Genomic DNA, 25,645 nt, shown 5'->3' on the forward strand with positions numbered 1-25,645 from the left:
GCGACGGGGCGCTGGGCGAGGAGACAAGGTGACCACTCTTACCCCGGTCCTCACGGCGAACTGGGACCAGTCCGACGCCTTCACCCTGGACGGTTACGGCGACTACTCGGCGGCCAGGAAGGCGCTGGGCATGGACCCCGACGCCGTCATCCAGGCCGTCAAGGACTCCGGACTGCGCGGCCGTGGCGGCGCGGGCTTCCCCACCGGCCTGAAATGGGGCTTCATCCCCCAGGGTGACGGCAAGCCGCACTATCTCGTGGTCAACGCCGACGAGTCGGAGCCGGGCACCTGCAAGGACATCCCGCTGATGATGGCCAACCCGCACTCGCTGGTCGAGGGCGTCCTCATCGCGTCCTACGCCATCCGGGCCAACCACGCGTTCATCTACGTGCGCGGCGAGGTGCTGCACGTCATCCGCCGCCTGCAGGCGGCCGTGGCCGAAGCCTACGGCAAGGGCCTGCTCGGCAGGGACATCTTCGGCACCGGTTTCGACCTGGAGCTGGTGGTCCACAGCGGGGCCGGAGCCTACATCTGCGGCGAGGAGACGGCGCTGCTGGACTCGCTGGAGGGCTATCGCGGCCAACCTCGGCTCAAGCCCCCCTTCCCGGCCGTGGCGGGCCTGTACGCCTCGCCGACCGTGGTGAACAACGTCGAGTCGATCGCCAGTGTTCCCTCGATCATCTCCAACGGGGCCGCCTGGTTCGCCGGGATGGGCACCGAGAAGTCCACGGGCTTCGGCATCTTCTCGCTCAGCGGCCACGTCACCCGCCCCGGCCAGTACGAGGCTCCGCTCGGCATCACGCTGCGCGAGCTGCTCGACATGGCGGGCGGGATCCGCGAGGGCCACCGGATCAAGTTCTGGACCCCCGGCGGATCGAGCACCCCGATCTTCACCGACGAGCACCTGGACGTCCCGCTCGACTTCGAGTCGGTCGGGGCCAAGGGCTCCATGCTCGGCACCCGGGCCCTGCAGATCTTCGACGAGACCACCTGCGTGGTGCGCGCCGTACTCCGCTGGACCGAGTTCTACGCCCACGAGTCCTGCGGCAAGTGCACCCCCTGCCGGGAGGGCACCTTCTGGCTCAAGCAGGTGCTCAAGCGGCTGGAGAAGGGGCAGGGCACCGAGGAGGACCTGACCACGATCACCGACATCGCCGACAACATCCTGGGCCGCTCCTTCTGCGCCCTGGGGGACGGGGCCACCAGCCCCATCCACTCGTCGGTGAAGTACTTCAGGGACGAGTACCTCAAGCACTTCGAGATCGGTGGCTGCCCGTTCGATCACGCCCCCTCCACGGTGTGGGGCGCCAAGTGACCGGGCGAAGCGCGGCAACCAGCAAGCACGGCACCGTTTCGGTCATGAGGCCGACGGAGGAGGCGCCATGACCGTCGAAGCGACCACCCCGGCCAAGGCGCCGGTAGACCTGGTAACCCTCACCATCGACGGTTTCCAGGTGAGTGTCCCCAAGGGCACACTGATCATCCGGGCGGCCGAGCTGCTCGGCATCCAGATCCCCCGGTTCTGCGACCACCCGCTGCTGGAGCCGGCGGCCAACTGCCGCCAGTGCCTGGTGGACATCACCGACGCGGGAAACGGCCGGGGCTTCCCCAAGCCGCAGCCCTCCTGCGCCATCGAGGTCGCCCCCGGCATGGTCGTCCAGACCCAGCTCACCTCCCCGATCGCGGAGAAGGCGCAGCGCGGCGTCATGGAGATGCTGCTGCTCAACCACCCGCTGGACTGCCCGGTCTGCGACAAGGGCGGCGAGTGCCCGCTGCAGAACCAGGCCATGTCCAACGGCCAGGGCGAGAGCCGCTTCGAGGAGAGGAAGCGCACCTTCGAGAAGCCCATCGCGCTCTCGACCGAGGTGCTGCTCGACCGCGAGCGCTGCGTGCAGTGCGCCCGCTGCATCCGCTTCTCCGATGAGATCGCCGGTGACCCGCTCATCGAGTTCTTCGAGCGCGGGGCCAAGGAGCAGGTGCGGACCGCCGACGGGGAGCCGTTCGAGTCCTACTTCTCCGGCAACACCATCCAGATCTGCCCGGTGGGCGCGCTGACCGGCGCCGCCTACCGCTTCCAGGCCCGCCCGTTCGACCTGGTCTCCACCCCCGGCGCGTGCGAGCACTGCGCCAGCGGTTGCTCGCTCCGCACCGACCACCGCCGGGGCAGGGTGACCCGCCGCCTGGCCGGGGACGACCCGGAGGTCAACGAGGAGTGGAACTGCGACAAGGGCCGCTGGGCCTTCACCTACGCCACCCAGCCCGACCGGCTGAGGACCCCGCTCGTCCGTGACGAGGAGGGCCGCCTGGTCCCGGCGTCCTGGCCCGAGGCGCTCGCCGCGGCGGCCGAGGGCCTGCTCGCCGCCCGCGGGCGCGCCGCCGTGCTGGTCGGCGGCCGTGTGACCGTCGAGGAGGCCTACGGGTACGCCAAGTTCGCCCGGATCGCACTCGACAGCAACGACGTCGACTTCCGCGCCCGTCCCCACTCCGCCGAGGAGGCGCGGTTCCTCGCGCACGCCGTCGCGGGCAAGGGCATCGAGGTCCGCTACCGCGACCTTACGAGCGCCCCGGCCGTGCTGCTGGTGGGCTTCGAGCCGGAGGAGGAGTCGCCGATCGTCTTCCTGCGCCTGCGCAAGGCGTGGCGGAAGAAGGGCCTGAAGGTCTTCGCGGTCGCGCCGTTCGCCGCCCCCGGCCTGGACAGGATGGGCGGCACGCTGATCCGCACGCTGCCCGGCGCCGAGGCCGCGGCCGTCGAGGACCTGATCTTCGGCGCCTCCCCCGCCGCCGAGGCGGTCAGGCAGCCGGGCGCGATCATCCTCGTCGGCGAGCGGCTCGCCACCGTGCCGGGCGCGCTCTCCGCGCTGGTACGGCTCGCCGCCTCCAGCGGCGCCCGCCTGGCCTGGGTGCCGCGCCGCGCCGGTGAGCGAGGGGCCGTCGAGGCCGGAGCGCTGCCCAACCTGCTGCCGATCGGCCGCCCGATCGACGACGCGACCGCCCGCGCCGAGGTGGCGAGGGCGTGGAACGTCGCCTCGCTCCCCGAGGCCCCGGGCCGCGACACCTCCGGCATCCTGGCGGCGGCGCTCGACGGGGAGCTCGACGCCCTCGTCGTCGCCGGAGTCGACCCCGGCGACCTGGCCGACCCCGAGGCCGCCCTGGCGGCCCTGGAGAACACCCCGTTCATCGTGAGCCTGGAGCAGCGCGTCAGCGCGGTCACCGACCGCGCCGACGTGGTGCTGCCGGTCGCCGTGGTGGCCGAGAAGTCCGGCACGTTCGTCAACTGGGAGGGGCGCGGGCGCACCTTCGAGGAGGCGCTCCCGGTTCCGGGGATCATGAGCGACCTGCGGGCCGTCTCGGCGATCGCCGACCACATGGACGTGCACCTGGGCCTCCCCGACCCGGCGGCCGCCCGCCGCGAGCTCGGCGCGATCGGCGCCTGGCGCGGCTCCCGGGCCGCGGCTCCGGCCGCGGCCGGCCGGCCGGCCCCCGTCGCGCGCGCGGGGGAGGCGATCCTGGCCACCTGGCACCTGCTGCTCGACGACGGCCGCCTGCAGGACGGCGAGCCGTACCTCGCGGGCACCGCCCACTCGGGCGAGGTGCTGGTGTCGGCGTCGACCGCGGCCGAGTCGGGTCTGGTCGACGGCGACAAGATCACTGTTACCGCCGAGGGCGGCTCGCTGAGCCTGCCGGTGCGGATCGCCGACCTGCCCGACCGGGTGGTGTGGCTGCCGTCCAACTCCGGCGGCCACTCGGTCACCCGCGACCTGCGCGCCACGGCCGGTGACGTCGTCAGGATCGGGAGTGCCCACCGGAACGGGGCCGACGCGATGAGCACGGTGTCTCCGGGGCGCGCCTCCGGTACGACGGCCGGCGAGGCCGTGCCCGCGGAGCGCGTCTCCGGCACGACAGTCGCCCGCGAAGCGAACGAGAAGCGGTGAGCGACCAATGAACACGAGCACTCTTCTGGCGGCCGATCCCTCCCTCGCCGACTTCGGCAAGGACCCGCTCTGGATCAGCATCATCAAGGCCGTCGTCATCTTCGCCGTCCTGATGCTGGGCGTGCTGTTCGGCGTCTGGTTCGAGCGCAAGCTCATCTCCCGCATGCAGAACCGGTACGGCCCCAACAGGGCCGGAAAGTTCGGCCTGCTCCAGTCGGTGGCCGACGGTCTGAAGATGGGTCTGAAGGAAGACCTGATGCCGCGGACCGTGGACAAGGTGATCTACTTCATCGCCCCGATCGTCCTCGCGGTCCCGGCCTTCCTGGCCTTCTCCGTCATCCCCATGGGGCCGAAGGTCTCGATGTTCGGCGTCGAGACGCCGCTGCAGCTCACCGACCTGCCGGTCGCGGTGCTGCTGGTGCTGGCGATGGCCTCGATCGGCGTGTACGGCATCGTGCTCGCCGGCTGGGGGTCGCGCTCGCCGTACTCGATGCTGGGCGGTCTGCGGGCCAGCGCCCAGGTGGTCTCCTACGAGATCGCCATGGGCCTGTCGTTCGTGGGCGTGTTCCTGTACGCGGGGACGCTCTCCACCTCGGAGATCGTCGCCTCGCAGGCGGGGGGCAAGGTGCTCGCGCTGGGCGGCCTCAACATCCCGATGCCGTCCTGGTACATGATCCTGCTGATCCCGTCCTTCCTGATCTACATCGTCACGATGCTGGGCGAGACCAACCGGGTCCCCTTCGACCTGCCCGAGGGTGAGGGCGAGCTGGTCGGCGGTTTCCAGACCGAGTACTCCAACTCGCTGAAGTTCGCCGTCATCATGCTCGCCGAGTACGTCAACGTCTTCGTGGTGTCCGCCGTGTCGATCACCCTGTTCATGGGCGGGTGGCGGGCGCCGTTCCCCATCTCGCTCTGGGACGGGGCCAACGCCGGCTGGTGGCCGCTGCTCTGGTTCTTCCTGAAGATGGTGGTGGTCTTCACCTTCTTCATCTGGTGCCGCGCCTCGCTGCCGCGGGTCCGCTACGACCAGCTGATGGCCCTCGGCTGGAAGATCCTCATCCCGGTCAACCTGGGCTGGATCCTCCTGGTCGCCACCATGAAGGCCTACCAGCTCCAGGGCGTCAACAGGCAGCTGGTCGTGATCCTGGCCGGGCTGGTGCTCGTCGGATGCTTCGGGCTGTGGTGGCGCTTCGACCACGTGATGCAGAAGCGCAAGGAGGCCAAGGCCGGCCAGGTCGAGGCGGAGTTCGAACAGCTCGTCGCCGAACCGGCCGCGGGCGGCTTCCCTGTGCCGCCGCTCGACCTGCCGCACTACCACGGGGTAGAGCGCAAGGAGGTTCCCAGTGGGAGCAACTGATTGGCTGAACCCCATCAAGGGGTTCGGCGTGACCTTCCACACGATGTTCAAGAAGGTCGAAACGGTCAACTACCCCGAGGATAAGCGGCCCACGGCTCCGCGCTTCCACGGCCGGCACCAGCTCAACCGCTGGCCCGACGGCCTGGAGAAGTGCGTCGGCTGTGAGCTCTGCGCCTGGGCCTGCCCGGCCGACGCGATCTTCGTCGAGGGGGCGGACAACACCGACCAGGAGCGATACTCGCCGGGTGAGCGCTACGGGCGCACCTACCAGATCAACTATCTGCGGTGCATCCTGTGCGGCCTGTGCATCGAGGCCTGCCCGACCCGCGCGCTGACCATGACCAACGAGTACGAGCTCGCCGACACGAGCCGCGAGAGCCTCATCTACACCAAGGAGATGCTCCTCTCGCCCCTCGGCCCCGGCATGGAGGTCCCACCCCACGCCATGCGCCTCGGCGAGACCGAAGAGGACTACTACCGGCTGGGACGTAACAATGGGTGAGACCATCACGTTCTGGGTGCTGGCGACCGCGTCGGTGTCCGCCGCACTCGGACTCGTCTTCAGCCGCAAGGCCGTCTACTCGGCCCTCATGCTCGGCGTGGTCATGCTCTCCCTGGCCGTGCTCTACGCCGTCCAGGACGCTCCCTTCCTCGCCGCGGTGCAGATCATCGTCTACACCGGCGCGGTCATGATGCTCTTCCTGTTCGTGCTGATGCTCGTCGGCGTGGACTCCGCGGACTCACTGGTCGAGACGATCAAGGGGCAGCGGCTCTGGGCGGCCGTCGCGGGCCTGGGCTTCGCCGCCCTGCTCGCGCTGGCGGTCGGCAACGTGGCGTTCGGCCCGGCGACGGGTCTCGACGGCGCGGTACGGCAGGCGGGCGGCAACATCCCCGCCCTCGCCGAACTGGTCTTCACCAGATACGTCTTCGCCTTCGAGGTCACCTCGGCGCTGCTGATCACCGCCGCGCTCGGCGCGATGGTCCTGGCCCACCGCGAGCGGGTACGGCCCAAGGCCACCCAGCGGGACCTGTCCCGCGCCCGCTTCCTGGGCCCGCAGCCGTCGCCGCTGCCGGGGCCGGGCACCTACGCCCTGCACAACGCCATCGACATGCCGGCGCTGCTGCCCGACGGCACGGTGTCGCCCAAGTCCATCAACCGGGTGCTCGCCAGGCACGACCTGGAGGACGGCGTCGTGCCCAGCGACCCGGAGAAGGCCGCGCTCGTCAGGCAGATCCTCAGCCGGGACGTCGTCGTGAAGAACGAGGGACCGGCGCGAGACGACGCGCGGGACGGTGACGCGCGCGGCGCCAACGGCGTCAACGGCAACGGCGTCCCGCGGGAGGTCGTCGCGCGGGACGGTGAGGAGCGGGACGTCACCGTGCGGGACGGCGGCATGCAGGACGGCGACGTGGAGAGCGGCGCCGCGCAGGAAGCGGCTCACCGGGAGGACGTCAAGTGACCACTCACTACCTGGTGCTCTCCGCACTGCTGTTCGCGATCGGCGCCATCGGCGTGCTGACCCGGCGCAACGCGATCGTGGTGTTCATGTGCGTGGAGCTCATGCTCAACGCCTGCAACCTCGCGTTCGTCACCTTCGCCAGGCAGCACGGGAACCTGGACGGCCAGATCATCGCGTTCTTCGTGATGGTGGTGGCCGCGGCCGAGGTCGTGATCGGCCTTGCCATCATCGTGATGATCTTCCGAACCCGCAGGTCCGCGTCGGTCGACGACGTCAACCTGCTGAAGTACTAAGAGGTGGCCGGTGCAATCTCCCGTTGAGATCGTCCAGCACTCCGGTGGAGTGATCGGGGTCTCCTGGCTGATGATCGCCCTGCCGCTGCTCGGTGCCGCGATCCTGTTGCTGGGCGGGCGCCGTACCGACCGCCGGGGGCATCTCCTCGCCGTCGGCATGTCGCTGGCCGCCTTCGTGATCGCCCTCCTCTCCTTCGTCGAGCTGCTCGGCCTGCCCGAGGGGGCGCGCCGCCAGGGGATCCAGCTGTACCAGTTCATCCCCGGCCTGGCCGACATGGGTGTGCTGATCGACCCGCTGTCGATCAGCTTCGCCCTGCTGATCACCGGTGTGGGCTCGCTGATCCACATCTACTCGATCGGCTACATGTCGCACGACCCCGACCGGCGCCGGTTCTTCGCCTACCTGAACCTGTTCGTCGCGGCGATGCTCCTGCTGGTGCTGGCCGACAACTACGTCGGCCTGTTCATCGGCTGGGAGGGCGTGGGCCTGGCCTCGTACCTGCTGATCGGCTTCTGGCAGTTCAAGCCGTCCGCGGCGGCGGCCGCCAAGAAGGCGTTCATCGTCAACCGCGTCGGCGACGTCGGCCTGCTGATCGCGATCTTCACGGTCTGGACGACGTTCGGCTCGGTCGCCTTCGGTGAGCTCTCCGGCACCGTGGTGGGCGAGGCCCTGAAGTCGGGCGAGGCGTCGCAGGGCACGCTGACCGCGATCGGCCTGCTGCTGCTCCTCGGCGCGTGTGGCAAGTCCGCCCAGCTCCCGCTGCAGTCCTGGCTGCTGGACGCGATGGAGGGCCCGACCCCGGTCTCGGCCCTCATCCACGCCGCGACCATGGTCACCGCCGGTGTCTACCTGGTCGTCAGGTCCGGCGTCTTCTTCGAGGCCGCCCCCACCGCGCAGCTGGTCGTCACCATCGTCGGTGTGGCCACGCTGCTCGCCGGTGCGATCATCGGTTGCGCCAAGGACGACATCAAGAAGGGCCTGGCGGGCTCGACGATGTCGCAGATCGGCTACATGATGCTCGGCGCGGGTCTCGGCCCGGTGGGCTACGCCTTCGCCATCGCGCACCTGATCACGCACGGCTTCTTCAAGGCCAACATGTTCCTCGGCGCGGGCTCCGTCATGCACGCCATGAACGACGAGGTCGACATGCGCCGGTACGGCGGGCTGTTCCCGGTGATGAGGGTCACCGCGATCACCTTCATCGTCGGCTACCTGGCGATCATCGGCTTCCCGCTGCTGTCCGGTTACTTCACCAAGGACGGCATCATCGAGACGGCCATGGAGCACAGCGAGATCCTCGGCTGGCTCGCGGTCGTGGGCGCCGGCATCACCGGCTTCTACATGTCGCGGATGATCTTTATGACCTTCTTCGGAGGGAGGCGCTGGGCCGACGACGCGCACCCGCACGAGTCGCCCTCGATCATGACCGTGCCGCTGGTCATCCTGTCCGTCGGCTCGATCTTCCTCGGCGCCTTCCTGATCCTGGGCAACCGGCTCATGCTGTTCCTCGCCCCGGCCGTCGGCCGTCCCGAGCACCTGCCCTCCTTCCACCCCCTCACCCTCCCCGGTCTCGCCACACTCGGACTGGTCGCCGTCGGCGCCGCCTTCGCGTGGTTCAGGTACGGCGCGGCCGAGGTGCCCCGGGTCGCCCCGCGCGGCTCCTTCCTCACCACGTTCGCCCGCCGTGACCTGTACGGCGACGCCCTGAACGAGGCACTGTTCATGCGTCCCGGTCAGTGGCTGACCCGGATCGCGGTGTTCTTCGACAACCGTGGTATCGACGGCCTGGTCAACGGGCTCGCCGCGGCGATCGGCGGCACCTCCGGGCGGCTGCGTCGCATCCAGACCGGCTACGTACGGTCCTACGCGTTGTCCATCCTCTTCGGTGCCGCCCTGGTCGTTGGCGCGCTGCTCTACGTAGGGAACATGTGATGCCCTGGCTCTCGACCCTGATGGCCGTGCCCGTACTGGGCGCGGTGGGTGTCTCCCTTGTCAAGAGTGACAAACTGGCCAAGCAAGTGGCCCTGGCGGTCTCGCTGGTCGTGCTGGCACTGACCGTCGTCATGGCGGCCCTGTTCGACCCGTCCCTGGGCGCGTCCAAGGCCACCCGGTTCCAGTTCGCCGAGGTCCACGAGTGGATCCCGCGCTTCGGGGTGCACTACGGCGTCGGCGTGGACGGCATCGCCCTGGTGCTGATCGCGCTGTCGGCGGTCCTCGTGCCGATCGTGATCCTGGCCTCCTGGCACGACGCCGACGGCACCGGGGCCGCGGCCCCGCCCAAGCGGTCGGTGAAGACCTACTTCGCGCTGCTGCTGGTGCTGGAGGCGATGATGATCGGCGTCTTCGCGGCGACCGACGTCTTCCTCTTCTACGTCTTCTTCGAAGCCATGCTGATCCCGATGTACTTCATGATCGGGTCGTACGGCGGCGCCCAGCGGTCCTACGCGGCCGTGAAGTTCCTGCTCTACTCGCTCTTCGGCGGGCTGCTCATGCTGGTCGCGGTGATCGCGCTCTACGTGATCGCCGACAAGGGCACCTTCATGTTCCCCGAGCTGATCGGGGTCATCCAGGACCCGGCCACGCAGAAGTGGCTCTTCCTCGGCTTCTTCATCGCGTTCGCGGTCAAGGCGCCGCTCTGGCCGTTCCACACCTGGCTGCCCGACGCGGCGGCACAGGCCCCGGCCGGCGCCGCCGTACTGCTGGTCGGCGTGCTGGACAAGGTCGGCACCTACGGCATGCTCCGCTTCTGCCTGGAGCTGTTCCCCGACGCCGCCAAGTTCTTCACCCCGCTGGTGATCGTGCTCGCGGTGGTGGGCATCGTCTACGGCGCGATCGTGGCCATCGGCCAGACCGACATGAAGCGCCTGATCGCCTACACCTCGATCTCGCACTTCGGCTTCATCGCGCTGGGCGTCTTCGCGATGACCACCGACGCCGGTGCGGGTGCCACCCTCTACATGGTCAACCACGGCTTCTCGACCGGCGCGCTCTTCCTGATCGCCGGATTCCTGATCTACCGCCGGGGTTCCAGCCAGATCGCCGACTACGGGGGCGTGCAGAAGGTCGCCCCGCTGCTGGCCGGCACCTTCCTGATCGCCGGCCTGTCCGGCCTCTCGCTGCCGGGGCTGTCCACGTTCGTCAGCGAGTTCATGGTCCTGATCGGCACCTACGAGCGCTACGTCGTTCCGGCGGTCATCGCGACCAGCGGCGTGGTCCTGGCGGCCGTGTACATCCTGTGGATGTACCAGCGCACGATGACCGGCCCCACGGCCGAGTCCGTCAAGACCCTCCCGGACCTCAACCTCCGGGAGAAGTGGGTGGTGGGCCCGCTGATCGCGGTGATCATCGCCCTCGGCTTCTTCCCCAAGCCAGCGCTCGACATGATCAATCCGGCGGTGGACCACACGCTGTCCAACGTCCACGTCAACCCGCCGGCCGTCGCTGACAAGAAGGGGGCCGGGCAGTGAACGGCACCATCCAAGCTCCGACGATCGAATACGCCCTGCTCTTCCCGGTGCTGATCGTGTTCGCCGCGGCGATCGTCGGTGTGCTGGTCGAGGCGTTCGCGCCCCGCTACCTGCGCAAGTCGATCCACGTGCCGCTCACGCTGCTGACGCTGTTCGGCGCGTTCGTCACGACCGTCATGGCCGCGGCCAACGGCCTGCCGGCCACGCCGGCCGCGATGGGCTCGGTCGCGGTGGACGGCCCGTCCCTGTTCATCTGGGGCATCATCCTCATCCTGGCCTTCATCAGCACGCTGCTGATCAACGACGACGAGCAGTTCGTCGCGCAGGCGGCGGCCGTACCGGGCAGCGTCGACGAGGAGAACGCGGTCCGCAGCGGGTTCGCCCAGACCGAGGTCTACCCGCTGCTGCTCTTCGCGGTCGGCGGCATGCTGCTCTTCCCGGCGGCCAACGACCTGCTGATCATGTTCGTGGCCCTGGAGGTCATGTCCCTGCCGCTGTACCTTCTCTGCGGCCTGGCCCGCCGTCGCCGCCTGCTCTCGCAGGAGGCGTCGGTCAAGTACTTCCTGCTCGGCGCCTTCTCCTCGGCGTTCTTCCTGTACGGCATGGCCCTGCTGTACGGCTACGCGGGCTCGGTCGACCTGCGGGCCATCAGCGAGTCGCTCGGCGCGGTCTCCGGCAACGAGCCCCTGCTGCTCGTCGGCACCGCGCTGGTCGGCGTCGGCCTGCTTTTCAAGATCGGTGCGGCGCCGTTCCAGGCGTGGAAGCCCGACGTCTACCAGGGCGCGCCCACCGCGGTCACCGCCCTGATGGCCTCCACCGTGCTGGTGGCGGCCTTCGGCGCCGTGCTCCGCGTCTTCTGGGTCGCCCTGGGCAACCTGGACTGGGACTGGCGCCCGGCCATGTGGGGCGTCGCGATCCTGACCATGATCGTCGGTGCGATCCTGGCGATCACCCAGACCGACATCAAGCGCATGCTGGCCTACTCCTCGATCGCGCACGCGGGCTTCCTGCTCACCGGCGTGATCGCCACGGGCGCCGCGGAGCAGAACTCCCAGTCCCTGTCGGCGATCCTGTTCTACCTGGCCGCGTACGGCTTCACCACGGTCGGCGCCTTCGCGGTGGTCACCATGGTCCGCGACGCGGGCGGCGAGGCCGGGCACCTGTCCCGGTGGGCCGGGCTCGGCAAGCGGGCCCCGGTGCTGGCGGGCACCTTCGCCTTCTTCCTGCTGGCCTTCGCCGGCATCCCGCTGACGAGCGGTTTCTTCGGCAAGTACGCCGTGTTCACGGCGGCGGTCGGCGGCGGTGCGCTGCCGCTGGTCATCGTGGGTGTGGTGAGTTCGGCGATCGCCGCGTTCTTCTACGTCCGCGTGATCGTGCTGATGTTCTTCAACGAGCCGGCCGCGGACGGCCCGAGCATCGCCGCGCCCAGCGTGGGGACCTCGGCCGTGGTGGCTCTGGCCGCAGCGGCTACGGTAGTGCTGGGGGTCTTTCCTCAGCCGGTGCTCACGTTGGCGGACCAGGCCGCGTCCGCGCTGTTCATTCGTTAGGGGAGTAGGGCTTCATGGCTGCGCCACCAGTTGTTGATCTTCCGTTCGTCGACGAGCGGCTGGCGCAGGATCTCGCCGACGGTCTGGCGGAGGTCGAGAAGCTGCTGCGATCCTCGGTGGAGAGTGAGGACGCCTTCGTCACGGAGGCGTCCAAGCACCTCATCGAGGCGGGCGGCAAGCGGTTCCGGGCCATGCTCGTGCTGCTCGCCGCCCAGTTCGGGGCTCCGGGGGCCCCGGGGGTGGTGTCCGGGGCGGTGGTCATCGAGCTGACCCATCTGGCGACCCTCTACCACGACGACGTCATGGACGAGGCCCCGGTGCGCAGGGGATCCCAGTCGGCCAACGCCCGCTGGGACAACACGGTGGCCATCCTGACCGGCGACTACCTGTTCGCCCAGGCGTCGGAGATCCTCGCCGACCTGGGCCCCGACATCATCCGGATCCAGGCTCAGACCTTCTCGCGCCTGGTGCGCGGTCAGATCCGCGAGACCATCGGCCCGCGGTGCGGTGAGAACCACGTGGCCCACTACATCGGCGTGCTGGCCGACAAGACCGGCTCGCTGATCGCCACCTCCGGCCGGTTCGGCGCCATGCTGAGCGGGGCGTCGCCGGAGATCGTCGACCGGCTGACCCGGGCCTGCGAGGCCATCGGGGTCGGCTGGCAGCTCGGGGACGACCTGCTCGACGTCGCCTCCGAGTCGGTCGAGTCCGGCAAGACACCCGGCACCGACCTGCGCGAGGGTATCCGTACCCTGCCGGTGCTCTATGTCCTGGAGTCCGACGTCCCGGAGGACGCCCGCCTGCGCGAGCTGCTGGCCGGGCCGGTGGCCGAGGAGGACGTCGAGGAGGCGCTCCGCCTGCTCCGGGCGAACCCGGCCATGGCTCGGGCCCGTGCCGAGCTGGTCGCCTGGGTCGACCGGGCCAGGAGGGATCTTCTCGCACTCCCGGACATTCCAGCCCGTGCCGCCTACCTCGCCCTCTGCGACTACGTCGTCGAGCGCTCCGGCTAGCCCCGGGTCCGCGTTCCGGCCAGGTCATGGAGGCGGTTGGTTGTGGGGACTGTGTCGCGATTTTCCCGTAATACGTCGTTTGTCGGCATAAGACGATATTGCAGACAAATGTAGGATTTTTTAGGGCGAACGCTTCGAGGAGACTCACGATGACCTGGAACCGGTTCGTGCGCCTGCACGCCCGGGTGGAGGCCGAGCTGACCAAGGCGCTGCAGCGCGGGCACGGACTTGGCCTGTCGGAGTACCGTGCGCTGGAGCGGCTCGCCGCCGCCGGCGGCGAACTGCGGATGCAGGAGCTGGCCGACGCCCTCGGGCTGAACCAGAGCTCGGTGACCAGGCTGGTCGCCCGGCTGGAGGAGGCCGGGCTGACCCGTCGCGACCTGTGCTCGGCCGACCGCCGCGGCGTCTACTCGGTGATCACCGTCGACGGGCGCACCCGGCTGGCCGAGGCCATGCCCACCTACGAGCGCTCCCTCGCCGCGGCCCTGGAACATGCCTGCGCCGACCCCGACCTGACCCCCCTGGTCACACTGGTCCGGGGTTCCTGACCCGCGAGCGGGGCCGGTCCCGGTCGCCGGGGATCAGGCGGTCACCGGCTCCGGCTCCGGCTCCGGTGCTTTAGGGCGGCGGGCGCGGGCCTCGTGGGCGGCGCGCAGGCTGTCCCAGGTGAAGAGCGACAGGGCCAGCCAGACGACGGCGAACCCCGCCCAGCGGCTCGGCGGCATGACCTCGTGGGCGACGAGGACCCCGCAGAGGAACTGCAGCACCGGGGCGATGTACTGCAGCAGGCCCATCATGGTGAGCGGCACCCGGATCGCGGCGGCGGTGAAGCAGAGCAGCGGAACGGCGGTGATCACACCGGCCCCGACCAGCAGCAGGGCGTGGCCGGCGCCCGTGGTCCCGAACGTGCCGGTGCCCTGCTGCTGCAGGTAGAGCAGGTAGCCGAGCGCGGGCGGCAGCAGCACCAGCGTCTCGACGGTCATGCTCTCCGCGGCGCCCACCTGCGCGATCTTCTTGACCAGGCCGTAGGTGCCGAAGCTGACCGCCAGCACCAGGGCGATCCACGGTGGCCGGCCGTAGTCGACGGCGAGAATGATCACAGCCAGGCTCCCCAGTCCGACCGCGCCCCACTGCCAGGGCCGCAGCCGCTCCTTGAGCAGGACGACACCGAAGAGCACGCTGACCAGTGGGTTGATGAAGTAGCCGAGCGCGCTCTCGACCACGTGCCCGGTGTTCACGGCGTAGATGTAGACGCCCCAGTTGACGGTGACGATCATGGCGGCGAGTACGAGGAGGCCGAGTTTCCCCGGGGTGCGCAGCAGCTCGCGGAGCCAGGACCAGTGCCGCCGGGCCACCAGGATCGCCACGACGACGATGAGAGACCAGGTGATGCGGTGGGACAGGATCTCCAGCGCACCGGAAGGCTTCAGGAGTGGCCAGTACAGCGGGAACAGGCCCCACATGCTGTAGGCGGCGATGCCGTACAGGACTCCACGGCGCGATTCAGGCATGTAACCCATTTTTACTGCTTACCGCATTTAATACAAATTAGCAGTCCTTGTTAGACTGTTAAGGAGTCCTTACGGGAACAGATGGACGCGCCACACGGTTGCCTTCTGGTGGGAATGTGTCAGGAGGAGGTTCGCGATGGGCTGGCTGTTCGGCAAGGACAAGACTTCCATGGTGTCTGAGGAGAACGCGCTCCCGGGGCGGGCCACGCGCGTGGCGGCGCCCGAGCGTCACGCGGTCCTCGACGTCTCGCCGGCTCCGCCGTACCCCGCCGGGACCGAGATCGCCGACTTCGCCCTCGGCTGCTTCTGGGGTGCCGAGCGTAAGTTCTGGCAGACCCCGGGCGTGGTGTCCACCTCGGTCGGCTACGCGGGCGGCTACACCCCCAACCCGACCTACGAGGAGGTGTGCACCGGCCGGACCGGCCACGCGGAGGTGGTCCGCGTGGTGTTCGACCCCTCCCGGATCTCCTACGAGGACCTGCTCCGCGTCTTCTGGGAGGCCCACGACCCCACGCAGGGCATGCGCCAGGGCGGCGACATCGGCACCCAGTACCGCTCGGCGATCCACTTCCACTCGCCCGAGCAGGAGAAGTCCGCCCTGACCTCGCGTGACGCCTACCAGAAGGCGCTCACCGGCTCCGGCCACGGCGCCATCACCACCGAGATCGCCCCCGCCGGCGACTACTTCCCGGCCGAGGAGTACCACCAGCAGTACCTTCACAAGAACCCCGGCGGCTACTGCGGAATCGGCGGCACCAACGTCAAGCTGGGTGACCCGTCCGGGTGGGGTGCCTGCCAGACGGGCCTGGTCCCGACCGAGGAGTAGCTCCGCAGATCTCGCTGTACGGCTCCGCCCGACTCCTGGGCGTGAGCTGTTCCGCTTCTGCACCCAGGTGAGGGAGAGCCGGTGAGGTGGGAGCAGGGGCGTGTACGAGGCGGTCAGCGCGCAGCTTGATCCACCGCTGGGTCAGAGCCTGCGGCCTTTCGACCGGACGCGTCGGCGACGAAACGAAGCGGAGTACCCGCGCCTGGGCTCACCCCGTTTCAGCGCTGATGACGTCGGAGCCGACATGGCCAAGGTCGAGGCGATCGTGGAGATCGCAACGAAGGTGATCGATCAGATGCGGCCTTTCTGACGGCGGTTTCTCGCTGCGCCGGAAAAGGCGCGACTGCGGCACCGGCGTCACGCTGGGTGATCCGTCCGAGTGGGCGCCTGCCGGACGGGCCTGGTCTCCACCGCCGCCGATCGTGAGGATCGGCGCGGGCAGTCGGCTACGGCATCCCGCCTGTTCCTCGCCCTCGTCAAGCGCGGTCCGACCGCCCGCGCGCCGGCCATCGCCATGCCCGAGGGCTTCCCCCGGGGTCGCCGTCCCACGCCCGCCGAACCGCGTTTCTTGACCCTCGAACCGGTGGAGGCGCTCTCAGGCGCCGCGGAGCCGGAAGTCGATGTCACCACGGAGGAGGTCGTCGCGGGCCGGCGGGCGACCGCCCGGATCAAGGCCGACCCCGCCCATTACGCCCAGGCCCGCAAGGCCACAAGCGGCGACCTCGGGCCGGCGCCCTTGGACGGGACGCCGGCCCGGGATTCGGGTGGTGCGCTCACCTGGCCGCCCCTACGGGCACCTTCTCCAGCCAGGCCTCGTCCCAGGTATGACGGTCGATTTTGCCGGTCACCGGCAGGCCCTTGAAACGCTGCATGTCCTTGCAGATCGCCTCGGTCTCCGGGCCGAAGTCGCCGTCGACCGTGAGGTCCGGCCAGCCGCGGTTGTTCACCTGCTGCTGCCACTTCCGGACGTCAGCGTTGTTCATGTCGCCTTTCTGCAGGGTGCGGGCGGGCGCCTGCGGAGGCTTCGTGCTGGGGGCCTCCCACGTGGCCTTCCAGGTGATCGGGCCGACGATGCCGTCCGCGTCCAGACGGTGCTCCCTCTGGAAGTTGGTGCACAGGCGCTTGCTCTCTCCGCGGTAGTCACCGTCGACGGTGATGTGCCAGCCGCGATCCCTCAGCTGCTGCTGCCACTGCCTGACGGTGGCGGTCTGGGTGGGCGGCGGGAACTTCAGCGGCGGTGGCTGGAATTGCGGTGCCGTCATGCGTTACTCCTCAGGTCGGGGTGGTGGCGGGCCCGGGGGCGGGCTGCCTCGCGCCGCCCGTGATCACGAGCCGTCCGTTTCGTGCGAACTCTCTCGAAATGAGGTCGCACTTCCAGCAGAACACAGGACAGCCCGAAAGGTCCGCTGTCACGAAGCTTTTTGACCACCGTCTTAATGCACTGTGACTGATATCGTGGAAGGTATCCCGGACCGGATGATAGATGTCGGTTTCCCTTGAGAATGACTCGGTACGTTTGAGGTTTTCTACCAGGTGGCCCGCCAGGTATTCGGACAGACTGTCCCATGCCGGCGAGATCGGCCCGCCGAGTTGAGCGTGTGCGGCCTGCACAGGGCCAGGTAAAAATCGAGTCGGGGCGAAAGCCGTAGGCGGCCGCGCCGCGTCTCAGCTCCGCGTTCAGCCTGGCCGGCCGCTCATCGCTCAGCGGGCACCTGCTGCTGAGCCCTTTGGAGACCAGAGCGGCTTTGCCGCCTTCCAGCCGGGTCCGGCGCCATTCACCCGCCGATTTGCGGGTGGCGCCGAGCAACCGGGCCACCCGCGATGCGCCGATTCCCCGGTGAACATGTCCGCCGCCCGAAATCGCAGCTCCTTACGCCGTGATCGAGTCCGGGCGGACAAGTCCCGCTTCTGTCCGCGTATTTCATATGTTCAGATCTATACCCGCGCGAACAACGCACTGGATTCGGCCCCGAGCACTGGAACACACCGTCACACCGAGATTTCATGGCCGGTAGAGGGTGTCTGAGAAGTGTCAGGCCGGTCAGCGGCACCGCGGCTCCGTTCCGGTCGCCGATGTTCGCCGCGTTCACGTGCGCCTTGCGGACGATCCCGGGCGTGTCGACGAGCCGGTGGCGTTTGCGGCCGCCCGCCTTCCTGGCGCCGCCGTGGCCGTGGCCCCCTCCTTTTCGGGGGTCTTGATGCTCTGGCTGTCGAGGATGCCCGCGCCGGGCGGCGGGTGCCGGTCCCGCCGGGTGTGCTCCCGTTCCCGCAGTACCGCCGTGATCTGCTCCCAGCGGCCCTCGATCCGCCACCGGCGCCAGTAGTGGTAGACCGTCCGCCAGGGCGGCAGCTCGTGGGGCAGCCGCCGCCAGGCGCACCTGGCCCACAGCCAGTAGGCCAGGGCGTTGACGATCTCCCGCCGCTCGTGCACCACGGGGCGCCCACCCGGTTGTGGCGGCGGGACCAGCGGGGCGAGGGCCTCCCATTCGAGATCGGACAGATCCGTCGGATACGCGGCGCGCTTCCTCGGCATCGGCGGCCTCCCGTACTCCACGACGAGGCACTACGCCATCAATATGCCCATTTAGGGATTTTTCAGACACTCTCTATGTGCGGGACGGTGGTCCGGAGAAGGCTCGGCGGGTCTGGCGCGTCACCGCAGGTGGACGCGCGAGGTTGATTTGTCCAATGTCCAACTTTGCCCTTCGGATGAACCTTGGACAAAGATCGCTGGGTGGCCCGTCCCTCTGGTGGCAATGTGGTGGACATCCCCGGCGAGCACATCACCGGGGTGCGGGCGGGACGCCTACGGCCTCGGGCCCACGCTCCGTCCGCGGAAGGACTCCGAACGAGGGATCGCTTCGTTCGTCGGCCGTCGTGGTGGCCGGCATCAGCCTGATGTCGATCACGAAGGCGCCGCCTGCGCCACCGGTGTCGCCACGCGCGGCGCGGTCCCGGGGGCGAACGCCTCACCTCGACGAGGTGACCCGTATGACACCAGAAAAGGGGATCTTCATGTCCATGAGCTCTCGTGGGGCAAGCCTGCGCACCCGAGTCGCCGTCGTCGCCGCCGCTTCCGTCGCCGTCGCGGGTCTCGGTGCCGGCCTTGGTGCCACTCCGGCGTCGGCGGACGTCCACCGCGGCGTCAACGGCTGCTTCTCCTGGTCCTGGGGAGACGGCAACACCTCTGTGACGGTGTACTGGCACAACCGGTGCAAGAGCAAGCACAAGCTGAACATCAAGTACAGCCTCGGCTGGACCACCAAGAAGTACACGGCTGTCGTCGGGGCCGACGGGAAGGGCCACAAGAAGTTCCAGACCGCTTCGATCGTGTCCATCACCGACGGGGGCGCCGCCTAGTCCGCTGTTGCCGGTTTCGGGGTGCGGCGCGGTCACGCGCCGCACCCCGACGCGTTGTCGCATGTGCCGAAGGGCGTCTTCCACGCGACGGCCGCGCGCACTCGGCAGCACCCGGTACGGCACCTCGGCCAAGCCGGCGGCGAGGACGATCCGGCGCAGGCTGATCTGCCCGACGACGTCCCCCGTGTCGAGCACGGCCCACCCGGCGCCGGCCTCACCGCGCCCCCGACCGGGCCAGGCGTCTACCCCGGTGGCCGTGCCGTACTCGTCGGCGGTGGCAACGAAGGGCTGTGGAGACGGGTTCCGGCGTGCCTGACCGCTCCGGTGTGGTCACCGCGACGGTTGGCGGTATCCGGGGTGGACGCCGGGGGCGAGGCCCTGCTGGGCGGCGATGGCTTCGAGCAGGGCGGTGAGCTGCGCGCGCTGGTCGTCGTCGAGCGCGGCGCAGATCTCGTCCTCGTGCGCGGGGGCGAGCTCGCGCATCTCGGTCATCACCCGCGTGCCCTCGGCGGTGAGGTGCAGGGCGTGGTTGCGGCGGTCCCGAGGGTTGCGCCGCCGTTCGACGAGCCCCTTGCGCTCCAGGCCGTCGACCAGTGCGACGACCCGGCTCGGCACGACTCCCAGCTCCCCGGCCAGGGACTGCTGGCTCCGTCCCGGCCGGGTGGCGATCATGCGCAGGAGCCCGACGTCGGCGGGGGTCATCCCGAGGACGCCGATCCGCTCGGCGAACCGCGCCGCGGCGTGAGCACCCACCTGGGAGAGCAGGAACGCCGCTCCCCTCGGCCGGGACCGCGGCGGCGATCCGTCGTCGTGGCCGGTCTGCCGTTCCGTGGTCATACAGCGATGGTAGCGGCAGTGAATAGTTCTATGCTATGAATAGTTCACATAAGAGAATGGAGTAGGACGTGTTCGGAGATATCGGTGGTAGCCCACCGTCCCCACCCGGCCCGGTCGGCAAGGTCGCTCCGGTGACCGGCGGCTCGCGCGGAATCGGCGCGGCGACCTGCCATGCCCGGACGATGAACGGGAACGCGGTGAACGGCCGTGGCCTGGCGGTGAACGGGGCCGGGGCCGGGATCGCGGTGAACGGCCGTCGCCGGGCGGCGATCGACGACGGAGGCAGGCGCGGTGATGTCGGCCGGGCCGTGCTGTCTCTCGCCTCGAACGCGTCGCCCCGGGGTGCCGGGGTCACGCTCGGCCTGACCGGTGGGCGGGTGATCGTGTGACCGCCGTCGAGCACACTCCGCGACAGGCCCAGGCCGGGCCGCCGCTGGGGATCCTCGCCGTGGTGTTCACGGCGCTGTTCCTCGGCGGGATCGTCGTCAGCACGGTCATGGCGGGTGGCGTCACCTTCCCGTCGCCGTTCGGCGCTCCGGCCGAGATCCTGGCGTATTTCCACGACCACCGGAACGCCGTGCAGACGGGCGCGTTCCTGCAGTTCGCCGCCTCGGTCCCGATGTCGATCTACGCGGCCACCGCCTCGGCCCGCCTGCACAGTCTCGGCATCCGGGCACCCGGCGCGACCATCGCCCTGGTCGGCGGTGTGCTGGCCACCGCCATGCTGGCCCTGTCCGCGCTGTTGAGCTGGGTGCTGTCGCGCCCGGAGGTGCTCACCGTGCCCGCCGTGGTCCGGGCCCTGCAGGACCTCGCCTTCGCCACCGGCGGCCCCGGGCACGTCGTCTTCCTGGGTCTGTTCGTGGCGGGCATCGCCGTACCGGGGCTGCTGGCCGGCCTGCTGCCACGCCCGCTGGCGCTCGCCGGTCTGGCCGTCGCCGCGGTCGCCGAGCTGTCCACCCTCACCCTGCTGGTCTCCGACGCCGCCATCCTGCTGCCCATAGCCCGGTTCACCGCCCTGGCCTGGCTCGTCGCCACCGGCTTCCTCCTGCCCCGCACCCGGTCCAACAAGGCCGTCGCGCGCCTGAGCCGGACCGGATCGTCGCCGGCAGGGGAAGGGGCCGCGTGAACACCGCGATGACCGAACGACTTATCCGGTTCCAGCACCCCGAGAAGGTCCTGGGATATCTCGGAGGGCTCGACGACGACCGCATCGCCGCCCTGTTCGGGCTGGACCTGGACTCCTACCGGCGGTCGCGCCGGGGATACGACGAGCAGGCACGTCGCGCCGCGGCCGAACTGCTCGACGATCCCGGATTCGCGGAGAAAGTGGACCGGCTCCCCTTCAAGCCCGGTCAGCGCGTCGTGGCCCTCGGTGAGAGCACCACCGACGACCTGCTGTCGTGGTTCGAGATCCTGCGCCACGTCATCACCCTCCGGCGCCCCGCCGACGGCATCACCCTGGTGAACATGGCGGTCTCCGGGCACACAAGCACCCAGGCGCTGACCCTGCTGCCCGGACTGTCATTCCATCGCCCGGACTGGGTGCTCTGCATGCTTGGCGGCAACGACGCCCAGCGCCTCGGGGCGGCCGACGGGCCAACCCTGGTCAGTCTCCCCGAAACCGAGCGCAACCTGCGCCTCCTGCGTGATCTCGTCGCGCGGAGCGTCGCGGAGCGATGGGCGTGGATCACCCCGACCGCGGTGGACGAGACCCGCGTCGCGGCCTACCAGCCGTTCCGGCGAGCCGGGATCACCTGGGCCAATCGCGACCTCGACGCCATCGGGCGGATCCTGACCGCGCGACCGGACCTCACGGTCGACGGCTACGCCGTCACCGCCCGGCAGGCGGGGGAACGGTTTCACCTTGAGGACGGGCTGCACCTCTCCCTCGCCGGTCAGCAGGCCGTGACCGCCGCCGTGGTCGACACCCTCATGGGGCGGTCATGAGACTCCTCGTCTTCGGCTCCACCGGCGGCAGTGGCGCCCAACTCCTGGCCCAGGCGCTCGACGCCGGTCACGACGTCACCGTCGTCGTCCGAGACCCGAGCGGGATTCCCACGCCGGACCACGTCCGGCTGACCGTCGTCACCGGAGACGTACTGGAGCCCCGGACGTGGAGAGCAGCGGTCGGCGGTCACGACGCGGTCCTGTCCTGCCTGGGCAGCAGGGAGCGCAGGCATCCCACCACCGTCTACTCCCAGGGGACGGCCAACGTCGTCGACGCCATGCGCCTCGCCGGGGTGCGACGCCTCATATGCGTCTCCTCGGCCGGTATCGACATCTCTCCTGAGATTCCCCTGGGGCAGAGGCTCGTCACCAGATTTCTCATCCAACGCCTCTACCGTCACGGCTACGCCGACATGGCCGCCATGGAGCGCGCCGTCGCGGCCAGCGCCCTCGACTGGACGATCATCCGCCCGCCGATGCTCACCAACGGGCCGCTCACCGGGCACTGCCGGGCGGCGGCCGGCCACCTGCCGAAGGCGAGGAGCATCTCGCGAGCGGATCTCGCCCACTACATGCTGAGCCACGTCGAGGAGCGGGGCACCTGGGGAAAGACGATCGAGGTCTCATCGTGAACCGGCCGGTCCCGGCCATCGGGCCGACCGGCCCGGCTCGCTCGCCGGACGCCGATCGACGATGTCCTTGGAGTCCCGCGATGTGATACATGATCACTCCCAAGGTCACGAGCAAGCCCACCACCCCGCCGCCCGCCGGGCTGATGAAAGCCAGGCGCGCGCGGAGTTACACCGCGAACCCCGTACTCGCCTGTGTGAATGTCGGCCCGGCGCGAGTGGGGATGTGGTGTGGCGATTATGGGGGCACAATCGGGGTTTGTGCAGTTCGGCATCCTTGGGCCGTTGGAGGTCCGTACGGCCGAGGGGGAAAGGGTCTCCGTCGGCGGGGTGCGGTCGCGTGCGCTGCTGGTGCTGTTACTTCTTGACGCCGGCCGGGTGGTCGGTGTCGATCGGCTGATCGACGGTCAGTATGGGGACGATCCGCCGGGCGGGGCGGTGAACGCCATCCAGGCCCAGGTGTCCCGGCTCCGCCGTAACCTGCCCGGTGATCTGATCGAGTTCCACGGGGCGGGGTACCGGCTCGCGGTCGACGCCGACGACGTGGACGTCCACCGGTTCGAGCGGCTCACGCGTGAGGGGCGCCGGTTTCTGGTCGCCGGGCACCACGAGCGTGCCGCGAGATCGCTCAGGGACGCGCTGGGGCTGTGGCGAGGACCCGCCTTGGCGAATGTGGCGGACGCGCCTTTCGCGCCCTCGCAGGTGACCCGGCTGGAAGAGGTACGGCTGGCCGCGCGGGAAGACCTCGTCGAGGCCGAGCTCGTCCTTCCCGAGGGCACGTCGACGGCCGAGTTGCGGCACCTGGTGGCCACCCACCCACTGCGCGAACGGCTGCGCGGCCAGCTCATGCGGGCCCTGCACTCCGCCGGGCGGCAGGCCGAGGCGCTGGCCGTCTTCGAGGAGGTCAGACGGCTGCTCGCGGACGAGCTCGGCGCCGATCCCTCACCGGAGCTGGCGGCGCTCCATCTGGCGATCCTGCGCGGCGGGGTGGTTTCGCGTGGTGCCGAGGTCCCGCGTGGTGAGGGGGCGCGTGAGCGGGGGGTGGGCCAACGGCTGCCCGCGCAGCTCACCAGCTTCGTCGGCCGTGAGGAGGAGCTGCGGCGGATCGACGCGCTCCGGGGCTCCCGGTTGATCACCCTGACCGGTCCGGGTGGGATCGGCAAGACCAGGCTGGCGATCGAGGCGGCGGGTCGCCGGGGACGGATCGGGGCGGCCGGTCGCGGGGAGCAGGCCGGGACGGCCGGTCGACAGGAGCATGTCGAGGGGGGCGGTCGCCAGGGGCGGGAGGTGTGCTTCGTCGATCTGTCCTCGCTCGACGACGGTGGACGGCTCCCGCACGCCGTACTGATCGCGCTCGGCCTGCGCGAGACGGGGCTGGGGGCGCCGGACCCGGGCCGGGACGACGCCGAGAACCGGCTGACGGCGGCCCTGGCGGACCGCGAGATCCTGATCCTCCTGGACAACTGCGAGCACGTGATCGCCCCGGCCGCAGCCCTCGTCCGCCGGTTGCTGGGCGCCTGCCCGGGGCTGACCGTCCTGGCCACCAGCCGCGAGCCGCTCGGGCTCACCGGCGAGGCGCTCGTCCCGCTGGCGCCGCTGGCCGTGCCGCCGCCGGGTACGGAGCCGGGGGAGGCGCTCGCCTATCCGGCCGTACGGCTGTTCGCGGATCGGGCCGCCGCCGCGCGGCCGGGCTTCACGGCGCGGCCCGAGGTCGCCGAGATCTGCGCGGCGCTGGAGGGGCTGCCGCTGGGGATCGAGCTGGCCGCGGCGAGGGTCAGGTCGTTCACCGTGGCGGAGATCGCCGAACGCCTGAAGGAGCACGGCAGGTTCACGCTGCTGTCGCGCGGCGATCGTACGGCGGCGGCGCGTCACCGGACCCTGCACGCGGTGGTGGAGTGGAGCTGGAGCCTGCTCGGTCCCGAGGAGCGGGTGATGGCCGGGCGTTTCTCGGTGTTCCCGGGGGACGCGTCGCTGGAGGCGGTGGAGCGGATCTGCGGATCCGGCGAGGTGCTGGCCGATCTGGTGGACAAGTCCCTCATCGAGGCGAGCGACGGCCGTTACCGGATGTTCGAGACGATCCGCCTGTTCTGCGCGGAGCGGCTCGCGGAGACGGGGGAGGAGGGGCGGCTGCGCGACGCGCACGCCGGTTACTTCCTCGACCTGGCGCGTCGCGTCGACCCCTGGCTGCGGCGCGCCGAGCAGCTCGACTGGCTGTCCCGGCTCTCCGCGGAGCACGGCAACCTCCAGGCCGCGCTACGCCACGCCGTACAGGCGGATCCGGTGACCGCGCTGCGGCTGATCGCCGCCCTGGCCGCGTACTGGTGGCTGAGCGGGCGGCGCGGCCAGGCGGCCTCGTCCGCGCTCGGCGTGCTCCGGCGGCTCGGGACCGAGGTGCCCGAGGGGCTGGAGGAGGAGTACGTCCTCTGCGTGCTGCACGCCGTACCGGATGTGCCGCCCTCGCAGTGGGCGCGGGCCGAGGAGGTCATGCGATCGCTGGACTGGGAGCTGCGGCACCCGTTCGCGGTGGTCATGTGGGGGATGGTCGCCGGGCCGCCGGACCCGGGCTCGGTCGAGAGCCGGGTGAGGCAGTTCGGCCGGGATCCGTGGAGCCGGGCCGTGGCCCTGCTGGGGCGGGGAACGATGAAGCTGCTCGACGGCGGGGTGGCCGAGGCCGAGCGGGATCTGGCGGCGGCGCTGGAGGGCTTCGGGTCGGTGGGTGAGCGCTGGGGGACGGCGCAGGGGCTTGAGTGGCTGGGGCTGATCGCCAGTTGGCGGGGTGACGGGGCGCGGGCCGGGCGGCTGTGGGAGCGGGCCCTGGACCTCCACGAGCAACTCGGCGCCCTGGAGGAGATGGTGGACGTGCTCTGCCGCCGGGCGGGTGGGCTGTCGCGCGAGGGCGATCTCGACGCGGCCGATGCCGACCTGCGGCGCGCCGCCGAACTGGAGCGCGGGGCGGGCCGGTCCCACCGGTCGGCCCTGATCGGGCTCGGCCAGGGCGAGCTCGCGCGTCGGCGCGGGGATCACACCGAGGCCCGTGAGCGCTACACGGAGGCGCTGGAGGCGGCCGGTTCCGGCACCTACGCCGACGAGAGCACCAGGGTGCCGGTGCTCACCGCGCTGGGGCGGCTGGCCCAGGCCGAAGGCGACCTGCCGGAGGCCGGGCTCCGCCACGACGAGGCGCTGGCGCACGCGCACGCGCTGCCGGCGATGGACCTCGCCGACGTCGTCGAGGGGCAGGCCGGGCTGGCACTGCTGGAGGGTACGGCGGAGCGGGCGGCGTTCCTGCTCGGTGTGGGGGTGGCGCTGCGCGGCACGGCCGTCGCCGGCGACCCCGACGTCGCCGAGGTCGCCTCGGGCGCCACGGAGGTCATCGGCGCCGAGGCTTTCGCGTCGGCGTTCGCCAGAGGCGCCGGGCTGAGCCGATCCGAGGCGCTGACGGCCCTCTCCTGAGCGTCAGCCGGTTGTCTC

Annotated in this window: 23 protein-coding genes; 19 read left to right on the top strand and 4 right to left on the bottom strand. The window is 70.2% G+C overall.

What is annotated here, in order from left to right; genetic code table 11:
* The first annotated feature begins 28 nt into the window (after nucleotides 1–28).
* From nuoF to ACWEF2_RS06970, 11 genes are all read left to right on the top strand, one after another.
* The gene (gene nuoF / locus ACWEF2_RS06920) at nucleotides 29–1,315 is read left to right on the top strand and encodes an NADH-quinone oxidoreductase subunit NuoF (protein WP_453812630.1); all 1,287 of its coding nucleotides are present in this window, start codon (nucleotides 29–31) and stop codon (nucleotides 1,313–1,315) included.
* 67 nt (nucleotides 1,316–1,382) lie between these two features.
* Nucleotides 1,383–3,932 carry an NADH-quinone oxidoreductase subunit G gene (locus ACWEF2_RS06925; RefSeq protein ID WP_453812632.1) on the top strand — a complete coding sequence of 850 codons (2,550 nt, stop codon included), beginning with the start codon at nucleotides 1,383–1,385 and terminating at the stop codon, nucleotides 3,930–3,932.
* Between the two features lie 7 nt (nucleotides 3,933–3,939).
* Nucleotides 3,940–5,289, top strand: coding sequence for an NADH-quinone oxidoreductase subunit NuoH (gene nuoH, locus ACWEF2_RS06930; protein ID WP_453812634.1), 1,350 nt, complete (start codon nucleotides 3,940–3,942; stop codon nucleotides 5,287–5,289).
* Nucleotides 5,276–5,791 carry an NADH-quinone oxidoreductase subunit NuoI gene (nuoI, locus tag ACWEF2_RS06935; protein WP_355595934.1) on the top strand — a complete coding sequence of 172 codons (516 nt, stop codon included), beginning with the start codon at nucleotides 5,276–5,278 and terminating at the stop codon, nucleotides 5,789–5,791. The genes nuoH and nuoI overlap by 14 nt, the downstream gene beginning before the upstream one ends.
* The gene (locus ACWEF2_RS06940) at nucleotides 5,784–6,749 is read left to right on the top strand and encodes an NADH-quinone oxidoreductase subunit J (protein WP_453812636.1); all 966 of its coding nucleotides are present in this window, start codon (nucleotides 5,784–5,786) and stop codon (nucleotides 6,747–6,749) included. Before nuoI ends, ACWEF2_RS06940 begins: the two co-directional genes overlap by 8 nt.
* The gene (gene nuoK / locus ACWEF2_RS06945; protein WP_355595938.1) at nucleotides 6,746–7,042 is read left to right on the top strand and encodes an NADH-quinone oxidoreductase subunit NuoK; all 297 of its coding nucleotides are present in this window, start codon (nucleotides 6,746–6,748) and stop codon (nucleotides 7,040–7,042) included. The genes ACWEF2_RS06940 and nuoK overlap by 4 nt, the downstream gene beginning before the upstream one ends.
* A gap of 70 nt (nucleotides 7,043–7,112) precedes the next feature.
* On the top strand, nucleotides 7,113–8,975 hold the full coding sequence (gene nuoL / locus ACWEF2_RS06950) for an NADH-quinone oxidoreductase subunit L (protein WP_453812938.1): 1,863 nt from the start codon (nucleotides 7,113–7,115) through the stop codon (nucleotides 8,973–8,975).
* Complete coding sequence (locus ACWEF2_RS06955; RefSeq protein WP_453812639.1) at nucleotides 8,975–10,510, top strand: NADH-quinone oxidoreductase subunit M; 1,536 nt, start codon at nucleotides 8,975–8,977, stop codon at nucleotides 10,508–10,510. The genes nuoL and ACWEF2_RS06955 overlap by 1 nt, the downstream gene beginning before the upstream one ends.
* Nucleotides 10,507–12,057 (top strand): NADH-quinone oxidoreductase subunit NuoN, encoded by a 1,551-nt coding sequence (gene nuoN, locus ACWEF2_RS06960; RefSeq protein WP_453812640.1) that lies wholly within the window; start codon nucleotides 10,507–10,509, stop codon nucleotides 12,055–12,057. Before ACWEF2_RS06955 ends, nuoN begins: the two co-directional genes overlap by 4 nt.
* A 14-nt stretch (nucleotides 12,058–12,071) precedes the next feature.
* Nucleotides 12,072–13,067 carry a polyprenyl synthetase family protein gene (locus tag ACWEF2_RS06965; RefSeq protein ID WP_453812642.1) on the top strand — a complete coding sequence of 332 codons (996 nt, stop codon included), beginning with the start codon at nucleotides 12,072–12,074 and terminating at the stop codon, nucleotides 13,065–13,067.
* A 149-nt stretch (nucleotides 13,068–13,216) separates the two neighbouring features.
* The gene (locus ACWEF2_RS06970; protein ID WP_453812644.1) at nucleotides 13,217–13,615 is read left to right on the top strand and encodes a MarR family winged helix-turn-helix transcriptional regulator; all 399 of its coding nucleotides are present in this window, start codon (nucleotides 13,217–13,219) and stop codon (nucleotides 13,613–13,615) included.
* Between the two features lie 33 nt (nucleotides 13,616–13,648).
* On the opposite strand, the gene rarD is transcribed toward ACWEF2_RS06970, so the two are convergent.
* Nucleotides 13,649–14,578 (bottom strand): EamA family transporter RarD, encoded by a 930-nt coding sequence (gene rarD, locus ACWEF2_RS06975; protein WP_453812645.1) that lies wholly within the window; start codon nucleotides 14,576–14,578, stop codon nucleotides 13,649–13,651.
* A 136-nt stretch (nucleotides 14,579–14,714) separates the two neighbouring features.
* Here rarD and msrA point away from each other — a divergent pair, with 136 nt between their 5' ends.
* Nucleotides 14,715–15,404, top strand: coding sequence for a peptide-methionine (S)-S-oxide reductase MsrA (gene msrA / locus ACWEF2_RS06980; protein ID WP_453812647.1), 690 nt, complete (start codon nucleotides 14,715–14,717; stop codon nucleotides 15,402–15,404).
* 100 nt (nucleotides 15,405–15,504) lie between these two features.
* A complete protein-coding gene (locus ACWEF2_RS06985; protein ID WP_453812649.1) occupies nucleotides 15,505–15,714 on the top strand; it encodes a hypothetical protein in 210 nt (69 codons plus the stop codon).
* Between the two features lie 463 nt (nucleotides 15,715–16,177).
* Here the strand turns inward: ACWEF2_RS06985 and ACWEF2_RS06990 are convergent, their stop codons facing one another.
* Together ACWEF2_RS06990 and ACWEF2_RS06995 are read right to left on the bottom strand one after the other, a co-directional pair.
* Nucleotides 16,178–16,666: a peptidoglycan-binding domain-containing protein gene (locus ACWEF2_RS06990; protein WP_453812651.1), complete on the bottom strand. Its 489-nt coding sequence runs from the start codon at nucleotides 16,664–16,666 to the stop codon at nucleotides 16,178–16,180.
* Nucleotides 16,667–17,490: 824 nt separating this feature from the next.
* Complete coding sequence (locus ACWEF2_RS06995; protein WP_453812653.1) at nucleotides 17,491–17,937, bottom strand: transposase; 447 nt, start codon at nucleotides 17,935–17,937, stop codon at nucleotides 17,491–17,493.
* Nucleotides 17,938–18,395: 458 nt separating this feature from the next.
* Here ACWEF2_RS06995 and ACWEF2_RS07000 point away from each other — a divergent pair, with 458 nt between their 5' ends.
* A complete protein-coding gene (locus ACWEF2_RS07000) occupies nucleotides 18,396–18,764 on the top strand; it encodes a hypothetical protein (protein ID WP_453812655.1) in 369 nt (122 codons plus the stop codon).
* 330 nt (nucleotides 18,765–19,094) lie between these two features.
* Here the strand turns inward: ACWEF2_RS07000 and ACWEF2_RS07005 are convergent, their stop codons facing one another.
* Nucleotides 19,095–19,601 (bottom strand): MarR family winged helix-turn-helix transcriptional regulator, encoded by a 507-nt coding sequence (locus ACWEF2_RS07005; protein WP_453812657.1) that lies wholly within the window; start codon nucleotides 19,599–19,601, stop codon nucleotides 19,095–19,097.
* Between the two features lie 68 nt (nucleotides 19,602–19,669).
* Between ACWEF2_RS07005 and ACWEF2_RS07010 the strand changes: the two genes are divergently transcribed.
* The 5 genes from ACWEF2_RS07010 (at nucleotide 19,670) to ACWEF2_RS07030 (ending at nucleotide 25,627) form a co-directional block, all read left to right on the top strand.
* Entirely contained in the window at nucleotides 19,670–19,990 is a 321-nt protein-coding gene (locus ACWEF2_RS07010) for a hypothetical protein (protein WP_453812659.1), read from the top strand.
* Nucleotides 19,987–20,727, top strand: coding sequence for a hypothetical protein (locus ACWEF2_RS07015; protein ID WP_453812660.1), 741 nt, complete (start codon nucleotides 19,987–19,989; stop codon nucleotides 20,725–20,727). The genes ACWEF2_RS07010 and ACWEF2_RS07015 overlap by 4 nt, the downstream gene beginning before the upstream one ends.
* Nucleotides 20,724–21,548 (top strand): SGNH/GDSL hydrolase family protein, encoded by an 825-nt coding sequence (locus ACWEF2_RS07020; protein ID WP_453812662.1) that lies wholly within the window; start codon nucleotides 20,724–20,726, stop codon nucleotides 21,546–21,548. Before ACWEF2_RS07015 ends, ACWEF2_RS07020 begins: the two co-directional genes overlap by 4 nt.
* Nucleotides 21,545–22,180, top strand: coding sequence for an NAD(P)-dependent oxidoreductase (locus ACWEF2_RS07025; RefSeq protein ID WP_453812664.1), 636 nt, complete (start codon nucleotides 21,545–21,547; stop codon nucleotides 22,178–22,180). The genes ACWEF2_RS07020 and ACWEF2_RS07025 overlap by 4 nt, the downstream gene beginning before the upstream one ends.
* Nucleotides 22,181–22,417: 237 nt before the next feature.
* Nucleotides 22,418–25,627, top strand: a complete 3,210-nt coding sequence (locus ACWEF2_RS07030) for a BTAD domain-containing putative transcriptional regulator (RefSeq protein WP_453812666.1) — start codon at nucleotides 22,418–22,420, stop codon at nucleotides 25,625–25,627.
* The last annotated feature ends 18 nt before the right edge of the window (nucleotides 25,628–25,645 follow it).

The organism is Streptosporangium sp. NPDC004631 (assembly GCF_053601935.1).